Genomic DNA, 2820 nt, shown 5'->3' with positions numbered 1-2820 from the left:
TTGTGATATATTATTTACTGGAGTTTACTAACTTTTACAGCATTACTACAGCCTAAAAACATGCCTAAAGAACTCAACGAGATAACCGAACGGATCTCCCTGGCCGGTATCGACCCGGTGAACCTTTTGGGGCCTGGGGATTCCAACTTAAAGGTGATCCAGCATTCCTTCAAGGCCAAGATCTTCGCCCGGGGTGACGAGGTCATCATCAAGGGTTCAACCGAGGAGCTGGAGGCCATCACTTCCCTGATACTGAATCTCAGAGCCCGGGTGGAATCGGGCTCGGTGCTGCAGGAGCGGGACATAGGGCTGGCGATCAGCCAGGCCGGCGAGCGGCACCGGGACATCCAGGAGCGGGGGACCGTGGCCGCCCTGGCCCTTAAAAAGCTGATCCGGCCCAAATCGCCCGGCCAGTCCCAGTATCTGGACGCCATCAAGGACCACGACCTGGTGATAGCGGTGGGGCCGGCCGGAACCGGCAAGACCTATCTGGCGGTGGCCGCGGCGGTGGCGGCCTTGAACGAACGCCAGGTGGAGCGCATCATCCTCTGCCGTCCCGCCGTCGAGGCGGGAGAATCGCTGGGTTTTTTGCCCGGAGATTTCCGGGACAAGATCGACCCCTACATGCGGCCCCTATATGACGCCCTGTACGACCTGATGTCCCCGGAGAAGGTGCGCCGCTTCATGGCCAACGAGATCATCGAGATAGTGCCCCTGGCCTACATGCGGGGCCGGACCCTGAACAATTCCTTCGTGATACTGGACGAAGCCCAGAACGCCACCCGCACCCAGATGAAGATGTTCCTGACCCGGCTGGGCTTCAACTCCAAGGCGGTGGTCACCGGCGACGTCACCCAAATAGACCTGCCCCGCAACGACAGTTCCGGCCTGGTGCACATCCAGGAGGTGCTTTCCCGGGTGGAGGGAATAAAGTTCATCAACCTGTCGGAGCGCGATGTGGTGAGGCACCACCTGGTGCAGAGAATCATCCAGGCCTACCAGAGCAGCAGCCAGAACGAGGGCCGGGGACAGAACCAGGACGAAAAAACCGGGCCGTCGGATTAAATTTCAATTTATTTTCATAAGCGATACTAAAATGAAAAATAATTTAATATGGGCTTTACCACTATTAATATCAATAGCCCTTTTATCGTTTTCATGTAAGAAAAATGAATATTCTATAAACGTTTACCCAACAAAAGACACGTTTATGGAAGGTGAGGACATAAACCTCAATATTAAAATTATTAATCTTACAAATGATAGCATAGAAGTGCCTGCTATTGCTGCTTTTAGAGGTTGTTTCAAATTTGATCTAAGGAATTCGAAGGGCGAAGCAATTATGTGCAAGGAGCTATATACTGATGTAATAGATTGGAGGATGAAAATAGCACAAAAAGAAACAAAAAACATCACTCTTAATTTACTACAATCCTTTCGCATAGAATATAAAAATTGTATATGGGGTATTTTGCCCAAGGATACTTATACGTTCAAATTAGAATACCATCCGAGATATAAACATGACCTTGTACCCTTTAACAAGACGATTAGCTTTAACATTGTCAAACCGGATAGCTCCGAACTTGAACCATATAATTTATATATTGAAGCACAAAATAATTATTGGACTTGGGTAAACCCGGATAAAGATAAAGCCTTAAATATTTTTAACGAAATTATACAAAAATATCCCAATAGTTATTTTTCCCAAAAAGCTGTTGAAGGTAAACAATGGATTCTCCAACATAAGTAGATATGTTTTCCATATGATAAATAATGAGCCCTATTAGCAATCCTTTATAATATTTATGAAGATAGATTTTAAAACCAAACTCCTCAATTTCGCCAAGGCCTTCTGGCCCTTGGACGCTCCGGCCCGCAAAAGGCAGATCTTCTGGCTTAAACGGGCCGCCATCGCCTTCGGCCTGCTTTTGATCGTGGCCAACCTGTTCTCCCCGGCCCGCCACGACGAGCTGGAGCTTAAGGAGGGAAACACCAGCAACCACGACATCGTGGCCCCCTTCGACTTTCCGGTGCTTAAGTACCCCCAAGAGCTGGCGGCCCAGCAGGACAGCGCCGAGCTTAACGTCCTGGCCATCGCCTACCGCAGCCCCGAGGTGGACAACAAGATCCTGGGCGACGTCGACCGTTTTCTGGTAAAGCTTTCCTCCCTCCGGGAGGAGGACGAATACCTGGCGGTCAAAAAGAAAAGGCTGGAAGGCTGGGGCCTGGGGATCTCCCCGGCCACCGTAAATTTGTTATTGTCCCTGCCCGAGCTTTACCCCTTTCAGCAGGGCCTCCATTCCATCTGCCGCCAGACGGTCTCCACCGGCATCCTGCCTTTAAACGACGAACAGACCCGGGGGCTGGGGAACCAGATAGTGATCCGGGACCAGGATCAGCTGAAGCGGACGCCGGTGCAGGACCTGGCCACCGCCCAAAGCCTGCCGCTGCTGATGAAGATCAAGGCCGAACAGGCTTTCCCAAAGTCGGCCCCCCTGGCCCAGGCTGCCGCCGAGGCGGCCTCCGGACTGCTGGTGCCCAATCTTAACCTGGACCTGGATGAGGTGAACAACGCCCGGGCGCTGGCCCGCCACAATGTTTCCCTGGCCGTGGGCCAGGTGGCCAAGGGGGAGCGCCTGGTAGCGGCCTACCAGAAGATCGACGCCCCGGCCGCCCAAAAGCTCTACTCCCTTAAGGTGCGCCTGGACGAGATCGCCCTGGTCTCCCGCCAGGGAGGCTGGCGGTATCTTTTGACATTGCTGTCAAGACTTTTGGCTTTGGGATTCTTCCTGGGGATCCTGATCATCTACCTCT

The 2820-nt window shown here is 52.3% G+C and carries 3 protein-coding genes; all 3 read left to right on the top strand.

Translation table 11 applies throughout. The features are described from left to right. Nucleotides 1–60: 60 nt before the first annotated feature. Nucleotides 61–1065 (top strand): PhoH family protein, encoded by a 1005-nt coding sequence (locus Q7U71_02805; protein MDO9390683.1) that lies wholly within the window; start codon nucleotides 61–63, stop codon nucleotides 1063–1065. Nucleotides 1066–1096: 31 nt separating this feature from the next. Then, nucleotides 1097–1756, top strand: a complete 660-nt coding sequence (locus tag Q7U71_02800; GenBank protein MDO9390682.1) for a hypothetical protein — start codon at nucleotides 1097–1099, stop codon at nucleotides 1754–1756. A gap of 55 nt (nucleotides 1757–1811) precedes the next feature. Continuing rightward, nucleotides 1812–2820: hypothetical protein (locus tag Q7U71_02795; protein MDO9390681.1), on the top strand; the 1009-nt coding region annotated here is incomplete at its 3' end.

The sequence above is a fragment of the bacterium genome, assembly GCA_030655055.1.
GTDB lineage: Bacteria > Edwardsbacteria > AC1 > AC1 > EtOH8 > UBA5202.
Note: the sequence above shows the minus strand (reverse complement) of the source record. Positions and strands in the feature narration are given on the sequence as shown.